The sequence below is a fragment of the Chitinivibrionales bacterium genome, assembly GCA_035516255.1.
Lineage (GTDB): Bacteria > Fibrobacterota > Chitinivibrionia > Chitinivibrionales > FEN-1185 > FEN-1185.
In genome coordinates, this window is the sequence record DATJAL010000018.1 from 30,339 (window position 1) to 48,491 (window position 18,153).

The window sequence follows — 18,153 nt, forward strand, 5'->3', positions numbered from 1 at the left end:
GTGAATTCATAAAAAATCCTGCTTTAACCTCATTTCGATAGTATTATATTCATAGACCTTGTCAACAAGCCAAAGAGCTGCTGTCATGAGAGTTTTATACCGTTGCGTCTTTTTTACCCTGGTCATTTCGCTGATTGCCGGTGGTTTACACTGCACTAATCCGGAGAACGACAGGGACAGAAAACCGCGCCTGCTTATTTCCGCGGACACCACGGTTTCTGTCAAAGACACCATTCGCCTCCATGTGCGAGTTTGGGCAGATGGCGGCCAGGCAGTTTTTTTCAAATGGCGGCTGGACGGCAGCGCCGTTCTCCGCGACACGGACAGCGTTTGTGTTTTGTATTTTGGCATTCAGGACACCGGGAAACATTCGATAACCGTCACCGGCTACAGCGACCGCGGCGTATCATCTGATCCGGTGACGGTCCAAGTCACCGTCTTGCTGAACCCGCCAACGCTTTTTCTGCTTACCCGCGATACCGTCATTTTCGCGAATGATTCCCTGGCTATCCGCGCGTCCGCCTCGGATAAAAATGGCAGTGTCGTTCGCTACCTGTGGTCGGTCGACACCACAGGATACACCCTTGCCACGGATTCGGCGACGCTTATGGTCGGATGGGGCGAACAGGGCGGCGTGCATGTAGTGCGTGCAAAAGCCATGGACGACGACAGCATCCTGTCGCCGCCGGAGTCTGTGCTAGTGACGGTGCGCGTGACGCCGCCAGCCATACGGGCAATGCCGGACACCGCAGTGGCCATCAATGACACCTTGCGTATTATGGCGGAAAGGACCGACACCTTTGCCACCATAGTGCGATATGTGTGGGCCAAGAACGGCCGGGATTTTCTTGACACAACAGCCACCGGTACGTTCCCCGTCGTTTTCGACAGGCTTTCGGCTGGCAGCAGGCAGGTGCTCGTGAAGGCCGTAGACAACCGGCGGCTCGTATCGAATGTCGATACGGTCCGGATAACGGTTCATCTGTACCGCCCGCTTGTCACGATTATTCACGACACTGCGGTTGCGATCAACGACACCATCATTCTGCATGCCACAGGGTCGGATACCAACGGCCGTATCGTGTCGTACGTATGGTTCCGGAGCGGCAGCGCGTTTCTCGACACGACCAAGTCGGGAGACCTATCGTTGCATTTCACCAGGGCAGACACGGGCTTGCAGGTTATAAAGGTAATTGCCGTTGACGACGACACGCTCCAGTCGGCCCCGGATTCGGTCCGGCTTACCATACGCATGAAACTGCCGCCCTCGGTCAAGTGCATGAAAGACACCTCGGTGTTCATCAACGATACCGTAATGGTGCATGCCACAGGTTCGGAGAGTGCGAGCAAGAGCCCCATCGTTTTCTATGTGTGGGCAAAGGACAGCGGTCCGTTCGGCGACACGACAACAGCATCGAGCCTCGCGCTCCGTTTTCCCCGGAACAGCGTGGGAAAGCACACGGTCAAGGTGAAGGCCGTGGACCGGGACACCCTGGAATCGCCCGCCGATTCCGTGGTCATCACCGTGGCGCTCGGCCCGCCCAAGGTGCGCGTCATGCAGGATACAGTTGTTTTTATCAACGACACGGTGTTCCTGCACGCCGCGGGCACAGACACGAACGGCAGGGTGGTTGCGTATGCATGGGCGCTTGACGGGGCGGCATTCAGCGACACGACCGTCGCCGGCGTACTGAAAGCGGTGTGGGGAAAAGCGGGCGTCGGGAGGCACCAGGTGAAGGTGATCGCCATCGACGACGATACGCTCGCGTCGCCGCCCGATTCCATGACCGTCACCGTGCGGCTCGGCATGCCTGTTGTCAAGCACAAGGCCGACACCTCCGTGGTGCGCGGCGACACGGTGATGGCCACCATTGTCGCGAGCGATACCAACGGCACGATCAAAAAATATTACTGGGGCACCGGCGGAAAAGAATGGACCGACAGCAGCGACTCTCCTTCTCACCCCATCACCACGGCCGTGCATTCGGTCGTGACCGTTGCTTTCGGCGCGCGCGACGACGACGGGAACATCGCCACGGACTCGTTCAGGATTTCTTTTACGGCGGTCGCCTGCAGCATTTCGCTGACGCGCCCCCTATGGCGCGATACGTTGAACTTGTACAGCGCTGATCTGCCCCTTGGAAAGGCCGATTTTGTATTTTCGGCGCGGCGCAAGGACGCCGTTCCGGCCACCTTTACCTATGATATTTCGTGCGGAAAATCCGCAGCTGAGCTGGTCTCACGTTATTCCGGAAACGACACCGCGGTCATGGTGCCGGCGTTCGACACGGGCAGGAGTTATTTCAGGATCATTGCCGTGAGCTCGCACAACGACAGCGCACAGATCCTGGATTCGGTCGTCGGCGTATGGCAGCGGCAGCTCTGCTTCATCGGCCATTCCATAGTCACGGGCATGTTGGGCAGCCCTGATTCCGGCGGTTTCCGGCGCATGGTCATTGACACGCTACGAAGTCTTTGTCCGTCAAAAAAATTGCTGCGGATTGTCGGCCCGTTGTGTTCCCACCTGCTTCAGCCGCCCGAGGACGATTCCTCCCTTGCCGAAGGTGGAAGAAAGGCCGTTGATATTTTTGATTCCCTGTTCAATCATCCGTCTTTAAACGCTGACGCATGGGTGTACATGATGGGCGCCAACGATGGGTATTCCTATTACGGATGGTATTACACAATGTCCACAATAGATTTCATGCACGCCAGAAACCCCAAGGGTGAAATTTACGTGCTGAACAACCTTCCCATGCCGCATGACACGACGGACGGCGTTTACACCATAGATTCGGTGTTCCGCCAGAACCTCAATACTTTCAACCGCATGCTCGATTCGGTCGTCACCGATCGGCGCCAGACCTGGCTGGGAAGTCAAGAGGGGGGTGTGTGGCTGGTGGATGTGTTTACGCCCATGTCGATGCTGCCGGCGGATTCGGTGTACAACCCAGTTTACTTCTCGGATTTCTTCCATCCGAACCAGAAGGGGTACGACCTGATGGGGACAAAGATTACGCAGGTGATAAGGGCGAATACGAGGATATTTAAATGAGATGAGAGACGGTCGTGATCCATGGCGATAGACCCAATAACTCATTCATCAGCATTTTCATTTAACCCCTACGCTAAACAATCTCACCCAAACATTACTCCTCAGAAAATATCTCCAATACACCACCCCCGCAACCACCACCCACCCTCCCAATTTATAAATAACACCCACGGGCAAAAACGCCGTTGCCAGCGCGGCAATCGAAAACACCGCCCATCCGGAAAAAACCCACGAGGGCAAGGGAAACAATCCCGCCTCACGTGACGCCCACGCCATGCACAGGCAGTATGAAGCCGATGTCATGAGCGCGATTGCAAACAGCGTGAGAAAAAGGTCTGTTGTTCCAAGCAGCCGGGCGCAAACGATGGTCCCGGCAATGTTGACAATTGCGGCAACGGTAATGATAAGGGCGAGCCGCCAGATCCTGTTCTGGAAGCTCATGACCGGCGTCGCCGTAAAAAGCGTCATTTTGAAAAAATAGGCAAGGACAAGCGGCGCGACAAGCACGGCCACCGCGTGATATTGCGGGGCGATGAAGTATTTGCCGAACGCATGGAATGCCACAAGCTGCGGCAGGCATATTGCGAGAAGCGAAATAAGCAGAGATGACAATAGAACGATTTTCCGCGAAAAATCCCTGATTTCATCCTCGGGCAATTCTTTTTGGCGGCTGAGCATGAAATAATACGGAAACCACATGGCATTGAGTGCCTCGGCGAAAAAGGAGCCGATAATCGCAACTTTGGCCGCGGCGGCAAAGTAGCCGGTTGCCTGTTCGCCGAGCATGAAAAACACCACGTACCGGTTGGAAAGATCGTTGAGAATAATTCCGATTGACATTGCGGTAACCGGCAGGCCGATGCCGAGAAGCGGGGCGATGGCGGTCTTTGGGGCGAATGAAGGGACAAACTTGTCAAAAGCGCAGCATAACAGAAATTCCGCCGCCGCGGCAATTGCCTCTGAGATGAAAATTGCCTTTAATCCGGTCCTGTGGTTCCAAAGGAGCGTGAGGAGCACTGCAACCATGATAATGACCCGAAGCACCCTGCCAAGGCCGCTTTGCACGATTTTCTGGTTGAACCTTAGAGAGGACTTGGGCACCATGCTCACCATTTCGGATGCGGCCTGCACAATAAGCCACAACGAGATCTGGCCTGCTATGTTCTGTTTGAAAAAGAAAAGGCCGCACAGATAAAACACGATACCGCCGCCTGCGCACATTCTGAATAAAAGCCAAAAGGCGGTGTTTTTAAGCGACGTATTCCCCAAAGGATCATTGGGTTTGAAACTCATCATTATCGCGGACGGCAGGCCAAGAGGAACCATCACACACAGCAGCGAGAGCGTGGCGGTGATAAGTGAATAAACGCCGAAATCGGCGGGCGCAAGGATTCGCGTGTAAACCGCGATGAGGACAAACCGCACCGCGGCGGTAAAAACGTCCGCCGCGCCGTACAGGGCGCTTCCCTTGAAAAGGTACATCAGGTTTAGTTTTTTATGCTCATCCATGGTAAGGTCCAGGGCTTTACAAGGTACGCATTGAATTAAAATATATTATTACGGATTAACGGATTTTCAGGCGGTTTTAAGGGGAATACTTTTTACCAGGCACTTGTCCGGCGATATATTTTAGCTTTCTGCAATATATTTTACTGGATAAAATGTTGTCGGCCATGTAAATGAAAGTGGATTTTAGCCGTAGTATTGCTATGACCCTTGATCATCAAATAAAGCGTATATACCGCAGGTGTATCGTTTTACTTCCAGTATTGATGCTGTTTACTTGCGCCTTTGATCCCTTTTTTCCTCGCAAGCTTACCTACGTGAACCTTTCCGTGGTCAGCGACGGCAACGGGACCGTGTCCATCGTGCCCCGCGGCGGAAAGATGTCTTCGGGCAGCGAGGTATATATTACGGCGGAAGCAAACGCCGGATATGTGTTTGCCGGGTTTTTCGGAGATTTGCGCTCCACCACAAATCCGCTGCACCTTTTTGTAACCGAGAACATTGCCGACACCGCCCGTTTTGTAAAGCTGCCGGACTCCTCGCGCATGGCGAAAATACGGTCGGCGGGCGTGACCTTCACCATGGGATCCAGCGCCGCGCCTTCGCAGGTCAACGAGCGGCCGCCGCACCTCGTGTCGTTCACCTACGACTATTTTATGGACAAATGCGAAGTGACGCAGGGCGCATACCGCGCGGCAATGGGCGTCAACCCTGCGGTGGACAACGCAACACAGGGCACTTTCGGGGTCGGTGATTCGTTTCCCGTGTATTATGTGAGCTTCTACGACGCGGCCCTGTACTGCAACCGCAGAAGTAAAATTGACGGATACGACACGGTGTACTCCTACACGGCGGTGTGCGCCTCCGGCACGCAATGTCCCTATGTCCTCGAAAATCTCACTGCGCATTACGACCGCAGGGGATACCGCCTGCCCACCGAGGCGGAATGGGAATACGCATGTAGGGCCGGCAGTTCGTCCGAGTATTTCTGGGGCGATAGCGCTGGCGCCCAGGCGCAGAAATACGCCTGGTATAGCGGCAATTCCAACTATACCAGCCATCCCGTCGGCACGACGCAACCGAACCCGTTCGGGCTGTACGACATGACCGGCAACGTCTCGGAGTTCGTGGGAGATTGGCTGGGCACGTACGGCGATTCCCTTGCCGTCAACCCCATCGGCCCGACCGGCCTCACCCTCGAGCAGTATGAGGCTAAATGGAACCGGCCCGTGCGCGGCGGCTGCTACAGTCTCGGCCCTGAGTTCCTCAGGTCGGCTTGCCGTTCCGAACCGTATCCGGCGCCGGCGTTCATTGCCGGCCCGCACACCGGGTTCCGTACCGTGCTCGGCGTGTTTTTCGCGGACACGGGAGTCCGCGTCAACGTGCATGAAAGCGACACGCTCGGCGTCACGGTGACCTGCGCCAAATCGGATCTCATCTCGCTTATCGGCACGTCGAAGGTGAAAATTGCTTTCGTCAAGGAAGACAACGTGCGCCGCAGGCTGTGCTACATCGATTTCTCCGCGACGGACGCTGCAGTGCGCGCCATCGCGGACTCGCTGCCGGCATACGGCCCGGCGCTGTCGCCCAACGGCGCCTCTGTGGCGTACGGGTCGCAGAGTATCGGTTTTTTCTCGCCGTCCCAGACCACGGTGCGCCTCCTGAACAACGCGACGTCCACCTGCGTGCGCACGCCGGCCGGCAGCGCGGCCTACCTGCCGTCGTGGTGGGTGGACCCGGCAACGCTTGACACCTGCGTCATCTATGCCGAAGGCGCGTCCATGAACAATCTGCCGCAGTGGCTTTCGGAACGCACCATGCGGCTTCGCATGAGCGGACTTTCGTTTGCCGGACCGGCCGAAGCGGTCGGCATCACCGGATCGTACCACGGTGGGGCGTCGAAAAACGGCTTTTTCGCCGCCACGGGGTATCCGAACGCCTATCTCTGCGACGTCCGGCTCAACAACCGGATCAGATATTTCCTTCCGCCGTATTCCGGACGCGACGACACCGCCCAGGTGTGCAACGTGTCCATAACGCCGGGCATTGCCCGTCCCGACGAGATCATGTTCCTTGACTTCGGCTACCCGTTAAAGGCAAGTACCGTGGTGGGAAAGCCCTACCGGTTCCATTCCATCATCTTCATCTGCAACTCGTGCGTGCTCTGCAACACGCACGTGCAGCGGTGGTACGAAGTGCCTGCCGGATTTGACGAATGGGACTGCGTAAAATGGTCGAACCACCCGGACTTCGCCGCCGCGGCGGCGAAGCCGTCGGGCAGCGGGAGCGCATCGTCGCTGTTCATCATCAATCTCAAGGATTCTTCGTACTTGCGGGTGGCGGACGGCGACGGGCTGTGCGACCCCTACTGCTGGATCGATCCTGCTGAGGTTTCGGAGGTGCCCGATCCCTACGCCGATTTCGCGCAGTACGATGTGCCCATGGAGGTCAACTACGGCTCCCAGCTCCAGATCACCAAGAAGCTCAAACTGTTCTGGAAGCGGTGCACCGCCTTCAACGTGGCGGTATGCGGGAGCTCGCCCGCCTACTACGGCGTCGACCCGTCGTACATGCCCTCGTTCTCGGCCGTCAATATGGCCGTGTTCATGGACGAGATGCTGCTTTCCGAGGTGCTGTCGATGCAGTATGCCTTAATACATGATCCGAACCTGAAAGCCGTGCTGCTGGGGCTCGACCCCGGTTTTCTCAACCTCGATTCCCACTGGGCGGACCCGTTCCTCAACGGGCTTTACGATTCGGAAGGATACCGTTTTGACAAGAGCAACAATTTCTGGAGGGCGGGCGTTCCGGCGCCGGTGGCGTCGAAGATCAACGGCTTCGGCCCGGCGTCATGGGACGGGTTTGATTCCACCGGCTACACCGTTGAACGGATTTCGGGGTCCTGGGGCCAGCCTGAAATTGACAAAGGGGATTACGCGATTACGGACACCTTCGTGCAGGTGAACCTGAAACACCTTGCCGCCCTGGCGGACACGTTCGCCTCGCATTCCATTCAGGTGCTCATGGTGCAGTACCCTGAAAACCCGGCGTACAAAACAACCACCTCCATCGGCCGCTACGGCCCGTCGCGGCAGACCTTTGGCCTGCTTGCTCAATGGCTCGACAGCCTTTCACAGGCAAACCCCTTCTTCCATTTCTACGACGCGAACAACTACGGAAACCACGATTACGCCGATTCGGAGGCCGAGGACGCCAACCACCTGAACTATCTCGGCGCGCGCAAATTGAGCCCGAGGCTTGACAGCCTCCTTAAAATGTACGTCAAATAATTCGTGCTTGAACGCGGTCTTTTTAAGATAGCCCTTCCGGCATTTTTTCACAGTCTCATTGCTTTGATACCCCGGCGCTACAACGTATTTTTAACCAGGATTACGCTGATAAAAAATGATGGCGCCGATTGTAATCGCGGAAATTGATTATCCTCGTTAATTGCTCTTCAGGGGAGAAAGTATAATGCTGCATGGGATGGCGGGCCCCTTTTTCTGGACGCGGGCGCTCTTCGTGTTTTGCAGCCTGGTGGTTGCGGGCGTGTTTCTCAGCACCTTCTTCACCGTGTTGTACCAGCGGCTTTTCTATAAAAAGTACTACCGTTCGAAATACGACCCATCCTTTCATCCGCGATGCTCCGTGATCGTGCCCTGCAAGGGCGGCTCCCCAAAAAATTTCGAGGAAAACCTGATGTCGTTTCTGCGGCTCGACTACGACAGCTACGAAGTGCTGTTCGCGGTGGAGAGCGAAAGCGACGGAGCGGTTCCGAAAATACGAAAGGTGATCGCAGGCAATCCGAAAGCGTCGCTCGTTATTGCAGGACTTTCAACAAAATGCGCGCAGAAGAACTTCAACCAGCTTGCGGCAGTGGCGCGGGCGAACGACCCCGACGTGTACGTGTTCGCCGACGTCGACATCTCGCCCCGGCCGCAATGGCTTGCGGAGATCATCCTGCCGCTTTCCAACCCGAAAATCTCCGTGACCACGGGCTTCCGGTGGCTTAACGCGGAGCGCGGCACGCTCGGCCAGCAAGCGCATTTTTACATGAACTCATTCCTGTACACGCTCTACAGCACCGCGTCGTTTGTCGGCAGCGTGGGGTTGTGGGGCGGCTCCATGGCCATACGCAAGAAAGATTTTGACGAGCTTAACGTGGCCGGCCGCTGGTCCGAGACCGTGGTGGACGACAGCAGCCTTTCGCAGCTCATCAAGAAGCACCGGAAAAAATCCATTCTCGTGCCCACGTGCATCACCCACACCGACGACCTCATCGACAGCGTGCGGGACGCCACGCGTTGGTTCGAGCGGCAGATGATGTTCCTCAAGCTGTATCAGAAGAGCCTGTGGATCGCTGCCATGCCGGTCATTATCATCACCTTTGTCACGCTGGTGTGGCTTCCGTGCGCCGCTGCCGTGGGACTTTGCACCTCCCGCTCTTTTTACGCCGTGGCGGGCGGGTCCTCGCTCATGTTGCTTTTAGGGAAATTCATCTCCGACCTGATGTACCCCCTCCTGGGGACTATACCGCGGCTGGGCTCTTTCATGTTCTTTCAGCCGGCGGCGCTGTGCGTGTTTCTCTTCAGCTGCATACGGACCACCTTCAGAAGAACCATCGTGTGGAGCGGCATAAAATATTATCTCTCGTTTTCGGGAAAAGTCATCCGCCTGGAAAGGCTGTAACATGAACGTCGCGGTGTTCGCGTCGGGCGGCGGAAGCAATTTTCAGGCGCTCATCGACCGGGCGGAGGCCGGCGATCTCCATTGCACCTTGGCGTTATGCGTCGGCAACAACAGCGCCGCGTTTGCCTTTGAACGGGCAAAAAAGCATGGCATACCAACGCGCCACATCGCGCCGTCGCATTTTACAAATGAGCAGAGCTACGCAGAGGCACTGCTTGCCGTGCTCAGGGAATACCGCATCGATGTCATCGCGCTTGCGGGATACATGAAAAAAATTCCCCATTCCGTCATCACCACCTATCCGCAAAAAATCATCAATATCCATCCGGGACTCCTGCCCGGATTCGGCGGCAAGGGGCTCTACGGGGAGAAGGTGCATCAGGCGGTTCTCGATTACGGGGCGAAAATTTCCGGCATCACGATTCATTTCGTCGATGAAGAATACGATCACGGCCCGATCATTTTCCAGGACACGGTGAAGGTGCTTGACAGCGACGACAGCCACACCCTCGCGGAGCGCGTGCTCAAGGTTGAGCACGCGAGCTACTGGCGGGTTCTCGAGGCCCTCACGCAGGGGCGCATTTCGGTAAAAGGCCGCAGGGTGTATGGCGCGGTGTGACACGCAGTTGCTGTACGATTTCGACCTTCGCATCGAGGCCGGGCTCGGCTGCCGCGTTGCTGGGCTTGACGAGGCGGGCCGCGGCCCCCTGGCTGGACCCGTGGTCGCCGCCGCGGTGATGCTCGACCTCGGCAGGCCGATCCCCGGGGTCAACGATTCGAAAAAGCTTTCCGCGAAAAAAAGGGACGAACTGTACGGCCTCATCATTGCCGGCGCCGCCGCCTGGGCGGTCGGGGAGGCGTCGGTGGAGGAAATTGACAAACACAACATCCTGCAGGCGAGCCTCCTTGCCATGAAACGGGCGCTCGACGCGATGTCCCGCCCCTGGTCGCTTGCGCTGGTCGACGGCAACCGCGGCATCCCGGACCTTGACAACGGCCGCCAGCTCACCGTGGTGGGAGGCGACGGCAAAAGCGCGTCCATAGCGGCGGCCTCGATCATCGCAAAGGTGACCCGCGACAGGATCATGGCGTCCTGGCACGGCCGGTATCCGGCGTACGAATTCTCCCTGCACAAGGGATACGGCACGGCGCTGCACCGCGAGAGGATCAGGCAACTCGGTCTGTGCGAGATACACCGTAAGAGCTTCTGCGCTAATCTTGTATCGCAGACCGCCATGGACCTGGCCATAACGGCGCCGTCTCCGGGGAAGGAACCGCAATGAACCTTCAGGTCACCGAAGAGGGGACGTGGTACCGGTTCAAGGTCCTCGAAAAAAATACCTGGACGCCTTCCACGTTCTTTCCCCAGCTCGACAGCGTGCTGGCGCGGATAAAGACCGTGCTCGCGGAAAAGAAAGGTGCGCGGATCCTGTTCGACCTGAGCGCGCTTGACACCATAGACAGCTCGCTCATCACGGTGCTCGTCCAGACGGTGCGCATGACCGGCGTTGACCGCGTGAGCGTGCTCGTATCGCACCCCGATGTTTACAGCTGGCTCGCCCTGCTCGGCCTCGACCGTCTCGCCGAGATATTCGACTCCGAGGAGGCATGGCGCCGGAAGCAAAAGCACCCGGAAGGACAAGGATAAGACAATGCCCGACGCCAGGCCCTTTAACGGTTATCGGTACGCACTTGACAAACCGGAAGATTTGGGAAGGTTCGTGGCCCCGCCGTACGATATGATCGACACTGCCATGGTAGCGAGGCTGTACGAGAAAGACGCGGCCAACGTGGTGCGGGTGATCCAGAACAAAAAGGAGAGGTCCGACACCGAAAACCGCGACCGTCACCACCGGGCGGCAGCGTTCCTCAATGAATGGATCTCCTCCGGCGTGCTTAAAAAGGACGCGGAGCCATCGCTGTACGTGTACCGCCATGAGTTCGCGGTGCGGCAGGGGAGCAAAACCGTTTCGTACAAGCGCACGTCGGTGATCGCGCTGGTGAAGCTCGTTGACTATGAAAAAAGGCTCATCCTGCCGCACGAATACACACTTTCGGGTCCCAAGATAGACCGTTACGAGCTTTTGTCCGCAACGCGGACCCACTCCGAGCTCATCTTCGGTATCGTGCCCGACGAGGGGCTGCTTTACAAGGTGATAACCTCATGCGCAACCGGACCTGTAGTGGGGTCGTTCGAGTCCGATGGAGGAGTGCGGCATTCCCTGTTCCGCATCGCGGACGGCGCCGCCATTAAACGGCTCACCGACGCCCTTGCGGGAAAAAAAGTGCTCATCGCAGACGGACACCACCGCTACGAAACCGCGCTCACATTTTTCAAAGACACGGCCAACCCCGAGCATGCCTACGTGGTCATGGCGCTCGTTTCCATGGCCGACCCAGGCCTCGTGATACGGCCCTTTCACCGTCTCGTCCGCTCATCGCCGGGCTCGCTCGACGTGCCCCTCATGCAAGCGCTGAAGCAGTTCTTCGATGTAAAGGACCTCGGCCCCGCGGCGTTCGGTGCGGTGCAGAAATTTCTTGAGAAACGCGCGCTGCCCGAAATACTTTTTCTCGATTCGTCGGACCAACGGCTCTACGGGCTCACGCTGAGCCGGGCCGGCGGCGAGTACCTCTCAAAGAACCCGCACGGCATGTCGAAACGGTGGAACCTCCTCGACGTCTCGAAGATAAATTCCATTGTTGTCAACAAGATCCTGTCACTCCCGCTCGACGGCACCGTGCTCCACGACCTCATCGATTATCTCAACGACCCCGAAGCCGCCTATGACGAGGCCATGCGCGACGCCAACGCGTACCGCGGCGCGTTTTTCATCCGGCCGCTCGACATCGAAACGGTCAACGCGATCGTGTCCGGCGGCGAGCGCATGCCGCAGAAGTCGACCAATTTTTTTCCGAAGTTCTTTTCGGGCCTTGTTTTCAACCGCATGGAGAACGGGTGAGACTGTCCCGCGCCATCCAGTGGGTGTTGGGCGCCGGCCTCGCGGCCGCGGGTCTTTTGATTTTTTTCAGGAATGTCGAGCCGCACCGGCTGGCCGAGCAGCTGCTCCACACCAACCTTTTTGTTATCCTCCTCTGCGCCTTGTTAACGGTGTTCACGCTGTGGTTCAGGGCGCTGCGGTGGCGCGTTTTGCTTCCCGCAAAACAGGCAGCGCATAAAAAACGGTTGTTCTCCATTGTCTCCGTCGCGTTCATGATCAACAACATCCTTCCCGCACGCATGGGTGAGGCGGCGCGGGTCGTCCTGTTATGGAAGAGGAACGGATACGGCATCGCGGTAAGCATCGGCACCCTCATCATGGAGCGGGGGATCGACCTTCTCATGTTCAGCGCATGCTTTTTTATGCCCGTGTTTCTGGCGCCTATTTTCAGCCCGGGCGGCGGCCTGGCATCGGAGTCGGGTTACAAAACGGCGACGCTGCACACCTTTGCGGTGATCCTGGCGGCCGGCGTAGCAGTGTCGCTGGCGCTGCTATTTGCCTATTCCCGCGCGCCGCAGGCCGTTGCATGGTTGGGCGGAAAATGCCTGAAATTGCTTCCTGTCAAGATGCATCCCCGCCTCAAGCGCATCGGCCGCGACGTGATTTCCTCGCTCGACTGGACATTCTCGGTCAAAAAGTGGCTGGCGGTGCTCTTTTTTTCCTGCATGATCGTGTCGTGTTACGCACTCATGATCGTTTTTCTTGCCGGACCCGGGAAATTCGGATTTTTATTCGGCCTTTTTTCCCAGGCGTTCGCGGCGCTTGGCGCCGCTATCCCGCTGGCGCCGGGGTACGTGGGAACGCTCCACGCGATGATGCTCGAGGGCCTTGCTCTGTGCGGCATGGCGCACGACAAGGCCCAGGCCATCACCATCCTGTTTCACGCGGTATCGTATATCACGGCGACTCTGTTGGGACTGTATTATTTTTTCAGCATGAATATTTCATTCAAAGACATTTCCGAAGCCGAAAAGACGATTGAAAAAGAGGAAGAACAATGAACGATAAAGAATTATTGTCCGGCTTTCAGCAGGCCGTGGGGAACATCAGGAAAGAGCTGTCAAAACAAATCGTTGGACAGCGCGAGGTGATCAACGATCTTCTCGCCTGCCTCATCGCCGGCGGCCACTGCCTTCTCATCGGCGTTCCAGGCCTTGCGAAAACCACGCTCATCAGGAGCCTGGGCCAGTGCCTTTCCCTCAAGTTCAACCGCATCCAGTTCACGCCCGACCTCATGCCGTCCGACATCACCGGCTCGGAGATTCTCCATGAAGACCGTGCCACCGGCCTTCGTGAATTCAGGTTTGTAAACGGTCCGGTATTCTCCAACATCGTGCTTGCCGACGAGATCAACCGTACGCCGCCTAAAACGCAGTCCGCCCTTTTGCAGGCCATGCAGGAACACGAGGTGACCTCATCGGGCGTGACGTTCCCCCTGCCCAGGCCCTTCTGGGTGCTCGCCACCCAGAACCCCATTGAGCAGGAAGGCACTTACCCGCTGCCCGAGGCGCAGCTGGATAGGTTCATGTTCTCGGTGGAGATCGATTATCCCACCCTTGCAGAAGAGGTGGAAATAGTCCGCACCACCACCATGTCGCGCGCTGCGGCGATTTCACCGGTGCTTGACACGGCGCAGGTGGAGGCGGTCCGCGAGCTCGTGCTGCGCGTGCCGGTCGCCGACTCGGTGGTGCAGCACGCCGTAAAGCTCGCACGGTCAACCAGGCCGGACGGCCCGGAATGCCCAAAAGCCATGCAGGAGTTCATCACCTGGGGGGCAGGGCCGCGCGCCTCGCAATACCTTGTTCTTGCGGCCAAAGCTTATGCCGTACTTGATGCCAGGCCGACGCCCGATACGAGTGATGTAAAGCGCGCCGCGCCGTGCGTTTTAAGGCACCGGATCGTGCGTTCTTTCCATGCGGAAACAGAAGGGGTAAGCACGAACGAAATTGTGCGTAAATTACTAGAAAACCCGTGATTTTTATCGCTGTAACTGTTTGAATTTTATAATGATAAAATACAAGAAGGCCGGACGCTCGCGTCTGGCCTTCTGTAGTAAGAAGGGGGCCTCTCGAAGATACGCTGCAATCGCTATTAAACCGCAGGTTTTATTATACCACCGAAAGGTCGTTTTGTCAAGAGCCGCATTTCTTTCGAATTGCGACAATCCACGATTTACGCAAGGGAAATCTATCAGCTTAATAGTCCTCAGATAGAGAAGCTAAACTGCGTTGCGACCACATTCCGTTTCGCTAATGTGACCGCAATCACAATACGTGGAAAAACAACAATGTATTTTTTTATCCAGACGAACTGTTATATTAAGAGTCTGTTCGTTCACTTTTTTAGGGGACTTTCAGATGCGCACTATCAGGTCTTTATCGTTACTTGCCGTTTCTTTTGCCTCGCTTGTCTTCCTTACCTGCACCGGGCAAGAGAATCCGTTCAAGCCCTCCGATGCAACAGTGACGCCTGAACTTGAAAATTCTGCCGGACAGAGCGGAACCACCATTTCCGACAGTGTCGGAAAGCCGGTGAAGATCATCCTTTTGGCCTATCTTCCCTCATATATCGATTCCGTGAAAGTGATTGTTGCCAACACAACCACGGCCGACACCGATACGGTCCGTGTTTTTAACAAGGGCACGGTCTGGACCGATACACAGATTGTCAACATTATTTTCAGAACGGCGGGGACCCGTACCGTCACCATCATTGTTTTCGCGGGCGGCACCGAAAAAACGTCAACGGTCTCAATTGACATTGCGGCAAAACCGGTGCCCAACCATCGTCCGGCGCTGGTGGTCACCGGCCTGCTCAATATCACCACCGCACAGACTTGCTCTTTGTCGCTTTCAGTGCGGGACTCCGACACGGGGCAGACGCACCTATTTACTCTTGTCAAGGGCCCGAAGGGTGCGACCTTCACCGACTCAATCTTCAGATGGACGCCGCCCGCAGGTTTTACCGGCACCGACTCGGCCGTGTTTTCCGTCACGGACAACGGCGCGCCGCCCCTGTCGGACACGGCGACCGAGTACATTACCGTGAGCGAGTCCCTGTCCCTTCAGATAACCGCTCCGCTGCCGGCGGCCACCAATGTTGCTCAGGGGGGAAGCACCGCCTTGACGGTCGCCGTGTCCGGCACCGCGCCGATTTCATACCAGTGGTATTATAATGGGGCGGCAATCGGCGGCGCGACCGGCAATAGCTATTCAAAGACATGGGGGGCAAGTGATGGTGGGTACTATAAAATAGTGGTGAGCAACGCCAAGGGGAAGGACTCATCAACTACCCAGGTCACGGTTTGCCCTCGCATAACCGCGGGACTGGGGCCAAGCACCAGCATCGCGATAAACAGCGCCACGGCGCTTTCCGTGACCGCCGCCGGCACACCGCCAATGTCGTATCAATGGTACCGCAACGACACCGCTATTTCCGGCGCCACCACGGGCAGCTATTCCAAGACCTGGGCCGCAAGCGACGGCGGAGTTTACAAAGTGATAGTTTCCAACGGCGCAGGAAGCGACTCGTCGGAAACCGCGGTTACCATAAATTCCTCGATCACGACCCCGCTGCCCGGGATAACCGGCGTCAAACAGGGCAGCAGCTTCGCCCTGTCGGTTGTGGCGACGGGAACGCCGCCAATAACGTATCAATGGTACTACAATAACGTTGTCATCATCGGGGCGACAAGCGCTTCTTATTCGAAAACCTGGGGGGCCGGAGACGGCGGAATATATAAGATCGTGGTGACCAACGGCATCGGCAAGGATTCTTCGTCCACCCAATTGATCGTTGCCCCGGTGATAACGAGTACGCTGGGCGCGACGACGAACATGTCGCAGGGCGGCAATACGGCTCTTTCAGTGTCCGCAACCGGAACCGCACCGTTGAGTTACCAGTGGTATCTCAACGATGTATCAATTTCCGGCGCGACCCTGAGTGCATACTCAAAAACGTGGGGGGCAACCGACGGCGGAGTTTACAAAGTGATAGTCGGCAATGCGGCAGGAAGCGACTCTTCTCATACTACCCTGAATGTGGGGGTGGTGATTTCGCCGCGGCTCGGCGCGAAGACCAGTTTTAACCAGGGTTCGTCCGGCCAACTGAGCGTCACCGCGACGGGAACGGCGCCGATCACGTACCAATGGTATTTCAATGGAAATCAAATCTCTGGCGCCGCTTCAAGCTCCTACTCCAAAACGTGGCAATATGCGGATTCGGGAACCTACAAGGTGATGGCCACGAATGCGGCGGGGACCGATACGTCAAGCACCGTGGTTGCGGTGAAGGATGTGACGCCGCCCGTGATTATCCTTAAAGGATCTCTGGACACCACAATCGCGATCGGCTCAACCTGGACCGAGCCTGGCGATTCCGCGTGGGATGACAGGGACGGGGTGATTACGAACAAGATCAAGGTAACAGGAGGACCGGTTGCTGTATCCGCTTCGGGAAAATTCACACTGGCCTACAACGTTTCCGACACGGCAGGAAATGCGGCAACAGTAAAGATGAGAACGGTAAGGGTTGTGGGGTGGGAATTGGTGAATAATACCGGAATTACTATTAATAGTTATGATGGATTTGCAATGAAATTGGTGAACAATAACCTGTATATTGCCTATGTCGATAATAGTGATATCAAAACGTATGTGAAGAAACTCAATGGTAATAGCTGGGATTTAGTTGGCGGGGGGGCGGTCGACGCATTAGAGGCGAATATGGTGTCTCTGGCGGTTTCGTCAGATGGAACAACACCGTATATAGGGTATGTATCCACTCAAACCAATAAAGCGACAATAGTCTCCAGGTTACAGGGCGGTACCTGGCAGACAATTTTTACATCCCAGTATGATTACACGTGGTCAAATTTCGCTGATGTGGAAATTTCTCCAACCGGGGGAATTTATTTGGTGAATGATCTCTCAAATAACAGCAACCCAGTTATTACTTCCCTGATGAAATACAATACGGTTAGCGGCCAAATGGTGCCGACAGATACTCTAAGCGGCGGCATTTACCGAAATTACTATCAAACGGAAAAAGATTACCATGTCCTTGCTTTTGCTTCCGATGGAACCCCATATATTACATATCGCGGACCAGGCGGATTCACCATAAAAAAGAAGCCGGGAACATCGTGGATTGGCGCCGGCGCAACCGCCGCGGACAGTATTTTCGATGTTGCTTACTCCGCACCGTTACAAACTGTCTTTTCAAACAATAACCTGTTTGTTCTGGTTTCAAGTGATGGTGCAAACCCGACCGTGTATAACCTGAAAGCCGGTAGTTGGACCAATCTCGGGACAATTACTTCCAGTGGGTCCGTGCAGCCGTGCTTAGCTGCCCTCGGAGATACGTGTTATGTTTCGTATGCCAGTTACCCGGACTATACTGGCGGTCCTGTTTATGTTAAAAAAATCGTTAATGGCTCCCTTAAAAATGTGCCTGAAGTAAGTCCTGATGGACTCGCTATCGCAGGCACTTTCAATTACTCCTGGGTTGAAGTTGGCAATGGAATCGTGTATGCTGCGGGAAGGGACCAAAGTTCCGGGGTAATTTCTTTGATGAAATACGTTAAGCAATAAGAGAATCGTTAGCGACCAAAACAACTATAATCTTGACAACCGGGGTTGCTTTGGAGGCATGTGTGAAATAGTCCCTGCACTTTCTTCTTGGTAAATCTTTACTTGACTTCTGCATGATTTACTGCTGAAAAAAAGACCCTCTCAAACCAGAAAGGGCCTTTTTCCAATCAAATAAAACGAAACACGGTCGTTTACCTGCTGAGCACCAGATCTCCAGATGCAACGGTCTTCTGGCCTTTGATTCTACATTGGCCTTCGTAAATTGCTTGTTCTCGTTCCGTCTTTGGCCGACAAAACACATTTATGATTGGTT

The 18,153-nt window shown here is 56.0% G+C and carries 11 protein-coding genes; 10 read left to right on the forward strand and 1 reads right to left on the reverse strand.

The genetic code is table 11. From position 1 onward, the window contains the following. The first annotated feature begins 85 nt into the window (after positions 1 to 85). Positions 86 to 3,055: a hypothetical protein gene (locus tag VLX68_06235; protein ID HUI91831.1), complete on the forward strand. Its 2,970-nt coding sequence runs from the start codon at positions 86 to 88 to the stop codon at positions 3,053 to 3,055. Between the two features lie 57 nt (positions 3,056 to 3,112). On the opposite strand, the gene VLX68_06240 is transcribed toward VLX68_06235, so the two are convergent. Further along, positions 3,113 to 4,564 (reverse strand): oligosaccharide flippase family protein, encoded by a 1,452-nt coding sequence (locus tag VLX68_06240; GenBank protein HUI91832.1) that lies wholly within the window; start codon positions 4,562 to 4,564, stop codon positions 3,113 to 3,115. A gap of 314 nt (positions 4,565 to 4,878) precedes the next feature. On the opposite strand from VLX68_06240, the gene VLX68_06245 reads away from it, so the two are divergent. The 9 genes from VLX68_06245 (at position 4,879) to VLX68_06285 (ending at position 17,840) form a co-directional block, all read left to right on the forward strand. Further along, positions 4,879 to 7,851 carry an SUMF1/EgtB/PvdO family nonheme iron enzyme gene (locus tag VLX68_06245; protein HUI91833.1) on the forward strand — a complete coding sequence of 991 codons (2,973 nt, stop codon included), beginning with the start codon at positions 4,879 to 4,881 and terminating at the stop codon, positions 7,849 to 7,851. Between the two features lie 184 nt (positions 7,852 to 8,035). Continuing rightward, positions 8,036 to 9,250 (forward strand): glycosyltransferase family 2 protein, encoded by a 1,215-nt coding sequence (locus tag VLX68_06250; GenBank protein HUI91834.1) that lies wholly within the window; start codon positions 8,036 to 8,038, stop codon positions 9,248 to 9,250. 1 nt (position 9,251) lies between these two features. After that, positions 9,252 to 9,869, forward strand: coding sequence for a phosphoribosylglycinamide formyltransferase (gene purN, locus VLX68_06255; GenBank protein ID HUI91835.1), 618 nt, complete (start codon positions 9,252 to 9,254; stop codon positions 9,867 to 9,869). Beyond that, on the forward strand, positions 9,856 to 10,533 hold the full coding sequence (locus VLX68_06260; protein ID HUI91836.1) for a ribonuclease HII: 678 nt from the start codon (positions 9,856 to 9,858) through the stop codon (positions 10,531 to 10,533). The genes purN and VLX68_06260 overlap by 14 nt, the downstream gene beginning before the upstream one ends. Continuing rightward, positions 10,530 to 10,898, forward strand: coding sequence for an STAS domain-containing protein (locus VLX68_06265; protein ID HUI91837.1), 369 nt, complete (start codon positions 10,530 to 10,532; stop codon positions 10,896 to 10,898). Before VLX68_06260 ends, VLX68_06265 begins: the two co-directional genes overlap by 4 nt. Positions 10,899 to 10,902: 4 nt before the next feature. Continuing rightward, positions 10,903 to 12,210: a DUF1015 domain-containing protein gene (locus tag VLX68_06270; GenBank protein HUI91838.1), complete on the forward strand. Its 1,308-nt coding sequence runs from the start codon at positions 10,903 to 10,905 to the stop codon at positions 12,208 to 12,210. Continuing rightward, positions 12,207 to 13,250, forward strand: a complete 1,044-nt coding sequence (locus tag VLX68_06275) for a lysylphosphatidylglycerol synthase transmembrane domain-containing protein (GenBank protein HUI91839.1) — start codon at positions 12,207 to 12,209, stop codon at positions 13,248 to 13,250. The genes VLX68_06270 and VLX68_06275 overlap by 4 nt, the downstream gene beginning before the upstream one ends. After that, on the forward strand, positions 13,247 to 14,224 hold the full coding sequence (locus VLX68_06280; GenBank protein HUI91840.1) for a MoxR family ATPase: 978 nt from the start codon (positions 13,247 to 13,249) through the stop codon (positions 14,222 to 14,224). The genes VLX68_06275 and VLX68_06280 overlap by 4 nt, the downstream gene beginning before the upstream one ends. A 382-nt stretch (positions 14,225 to 14,606) precedes the next feature. Then, entirely contained in the window at positions 14,607 to 17,840 is a 3,234-nt protein-coding gene (locus tag VLX68_06285) for an immunoglobulin domain-containing protein (protein ID HUI91841.1), read from the forward strand. Positions 17,841 to 18,153 lie beyond the last annotated feature (313 nt).